Annotated in this window: 1 protein-coding gene and 1 pseudogene; one reads left to right on the top strand and one right to left on the bottom strand. The window is 77.3% G+C overall.

Annotated features, from left to right (window positions below):
* Window positions 1–646 (bottom strand): pyridoxine/pyridoxamine 5'-phosphate oxidase (locus GA0115242_RS18490; protein WP_093829842.1); only part of this gene is annotated, 646 nt, incomplete at its 3' end.
* A 228-nt stretch (window positions 647–874) separates the two neighbouring features.
* Between GA0115242_RS18490 and GA0115242_RS18485 the strand changes: the two are divergent.
* Window positions 875–3,585: pseudogene (locus GA0115242_RS18485) on the top strand (AAA family ATPase); the annotation flags it as partial.

Here is a 3,585-nt window from a genome sequence, read left to right as displayed (position 1 = left end):
ACAGCAGCTCGCGGCGCCAGCCGCCGTCCACGGCCAGGTACCGCAGCCGGGTGTGGCGCCGCCGCGCGTCGCCCTGCCAGAACTCCACCGACTCCGGGCGCACGGTGTGCAGGGTCCAGCCCGGCGCGACCAGACCGGGATCGGCCGCCAGCCGGTCGAGGGACTCCTTCACCGCCGCGTCCCGCTCCGCCGGATCGCCCAGCAGTTGTGACTGGCGCCCCACCAGGGCCTCGGCGCGGGCCGGGACGCCGCGGGCCAGGAAATCGGCGGCGCTCTCCTCGGGCGTCGCCGCCACGACCGGACCGCGCACCCGCACCTGCCGGGCCAGCGGCGCCCAGTAGAACGTCAGCGCGGCGAAGGGGCGGGCGGCGAGATCACGGGCCTTGACGCTGCCGCCGTCCGACGCGAACCGGAAGCCGTCCGGCCCGACACCCTTGAGGATCAGCGTCCGCGCGGTCGGATCGCCGTCCGCGCCCGCCGTCGACACCGTCATCGCGTGCGGCTCCCGCACCCCCGCCGCGACCGCCCCGAGCAGCCACTCCGTGAACAGCTCGGCGGGCGAGCCGGGCGCCTTCGACGGGTCGAAGACGGGCAGCTCCCCCTCGAACACCGCCAGTTCGCGCAGCAGCCGACGCAAGTCCTCCATCACACGCTCCCTCTCCGGTCCGGTGGCACACCCGAACCGTACGTCCCGGGCGCCCCGGGATGCGTTCCCCCGGCCCCGATACACCACCGGGGACGGTCTCCGTGAGCACTCGGGGAGGAACGCCGGGAACGGTCCCGCGGCACCCCGCCGGGCGTACTCTGTGGTGCCTGACGGTCACGGTGCGCGCCCGCTCCCCGCGCGGGCGGACCACCGTGCCAGGGGGTGTGCATGGCGCTGCGCGGCGCACGGAACGGCCGGGCACTCTTCGAACGGGAGAGTGAACTGACCGCGGTGGACGAGGCGTTGGGGGAACTGACCGGGACACACGGTGACGGCACCGGACCGCCGCCGGGCCCGCGCGGCGGGCTGCTCGCCTTCGCCGGACGCGCCGGGATCGGCAAGACCACCCTCCTCGCCGAGGTCCGCCGCCGGGCCGCCGCCCGCGGCTGCACCGTGCTCTCCGGCCGCGGCGGCGACCAGGAGCAGCGGGTCGCCTTCCACGTCGCCCGCCAGCTCCTGCAACCCCAGTTCGCCGGCTTGGCGGCGGCCGACCTCCGTGCCTCGCTGGGCAGTTGGTACGACATCGTCGGCCCCGCCCTCGGACTCTGCGCCCCCACCGACGGCCCGCCCCCGACCAGCAGGGGCTGCGCGACGGACTCGACTGGGTCCTCACCCACCTCACCGTGCTGCGCGCCCCGATGGTCCTCGTCCTCGACGACGCCCACTGGGCCGACCCCGAATCCCTGGGCTGGCTGGCCGCGTTCGCCCCGCGCGCCGAACAACTCCCGCTGCTGGTCGTCGTCGCCTACCGGCCCGACGAACTCCCGGACCACGCCGACGCGTTCAGGAGACTGCCCGGCCGCGCCGGGGGACGCCCGCTGGACCTCGAACCGCTCAGCGCCGCCGCCGTCGCCCGGCTGGCGCGCGTCACCCTGGGCACCGCGCCCGACGACGCGTTCTGCCGCGAGTGCTGGGCCGTCACCGCGGGCAACCCCTTCGAGACCGTCGAACTCCTCGCCAAGGTCCGCGACCGGGGCGTCACCCCCACCGAGTCCGCCGCCCATCTGCTGCGCGACCTCGCCGCCGCCGTCAAGGGCAGCGGCCTCGTCGCCCGCCTCGAACGCCTGGGCACCTCCACCGTCCGCCTCGCCTGGGCCTGCGCCGTCCTCGGCACCGAGATCCCGCCCGCGCTCGCCGCCGCCGTCGCCGGACTCGGCCACGAGGAGGCCGCCGACGCCGTCGACGCCCTGCGCGGCGCCCGCGTCCTCACCGGCGTCGAGACCCTGGAGTTCGTCCACCCGCTCATCGCCACCGCCGTCTACCGGGCCGTCCCCGCCGGGTTCCGCGTCGCCCTGCACGGCCAGGCCGCCTGGTGCGTGACCGACGCCGGACTCGGCCCCTCCGCCGCCGCCCGGCACCTCCTGGAGACCCACCCCGAGGGCGACACCTGGACCGTCGGACGGCTGCGCGCCGCCGCCGAGGAGACGCTCAGGGCGGGTGCGCCCGACGCGGCCCGCAGCTACCTCGCCCGCGCCCTGCGCGAACCCCCGCCCGCGGAGGACCGGGCCGCCGTCCTCTACGAACTCGGCCGCGCCTCCCTGCTCACCGAGCCCGCCACCACCGTCAACCACCTGCGCGCCGCCCTCGACGAACCCGTCTCCGACCCCGGGCTGCGCCAGAACATCGTCTACCGGCTCTCCCAGGTCCTCGCCCACAGCGACCGGCTCGCCGAGGCCACCGACACCCTCGCCCGCGAGATCCGCGCCACCGGGGACGCCCGGGTCCGGCTGCGGATGGTCGCCGAACAGTTCATGTGGGACGCCTTCCGCGCCGACGAGCCCGACCACCCCGCCCGCTCCCGGCGCCTGGCCAGGCTCGCCGACCGCCTCCAGGGCCGCGACCTCACCGAGCGGTACATCATCGGCCTGCGCACCTGGGACGCCGTCCAGCGCGGCGAACCCGCCCGGGTCGCCCTCCGGCACGCCGAGCGCGCCCTCGCCGGGGGCCTGCGCTGGGCCGAGCCCGACCGCGGCTTCGAGGTGCCCGTCCTGGTCGCTCTCGCCTTCATGTACGCCGACCGGCCCGGCCGCACCGAGGAACTCTTCGCCGCGGGCATCGCCGACTACGAGCGGCGCGGCTGGCGCGGCGGCCACCTCTCGTTCGCGTACACCCTGCTCGGCTACCTCCGGTACCGGCGCGGGCGGCTCGTCGAGGCCGAGGAACTGGCCGGGGCCGGGCTGCGGCTGGCCGAACGGGTCGGCTCGGGCACCCCGGCCCACTGGTACGCCGTCGGCACCCTCGTCGAGGTGCTGCTCGCCCGTGGCCGGGTCGACGAGGCCGCCCGCACCGCCGCGGACCACTCCTTCGGAGCGCCCTTCCCGGCCGCCGTCGTCTTCCCCGACGCCCAGACCGTGTACGGCCAACTCCTGCTCGCCCAGGGCCTCCACCAGCTCGCCGCCGACGAACTCGGCGCCGCCGGACGGCGGTTGGAGCCGCGCGGGATCCGCAACCCGGCCTGGTGCCCCTGGCGGCTCCACCTCGCCCGCGCCGAGAGCCGGGACGACCCGGAGCGCGCCGCCGCCACCGCCCTCGAAGCGGTCGCCCGCGCCCGGCAGTTCGGCGCCCCCTCCGCGATCGGCCAGGCGCTGCGGGTCGCCGCCGAGGTCACCCCCGGACCCGACCGGGTCCGCCGCCTCGCCGAGGCCGTCGGTCATCTGGAACGCTCGCCGGCAGCCTACGAACTGGCGTGCGCCCTGGTGGCCCTCGGCGCCGAGCTGCGGCGCACCGGCCGGCCGGGCGCGGCGGCCGAGGCCCTGCACCGCGGTCTGGACACGGCCGCCCAGTGCGGCGCCGACGCCCTGGCCGGGACCGCCCAGCGCGGAACTGGCCGCCGCGGGACTGCGCCCCCGGCGGCTGCGCACCGCGCAGAGCGACGCCCT

This window comes from Streptomyces sp. SolWspMP-5a-2, assembly GCF_900091845.1.
Classification (GTDB): Bacteria; Actinomycetota; Actinomycetes; order Streptomycetales; family Streptomycetaceae; genus Streptomyces; species Streptomyces doudnae.
Note: the sequence above shows the minus strand (reverse complement) of the source record. Positions and strands in the feature narration are given on the sequence as shown.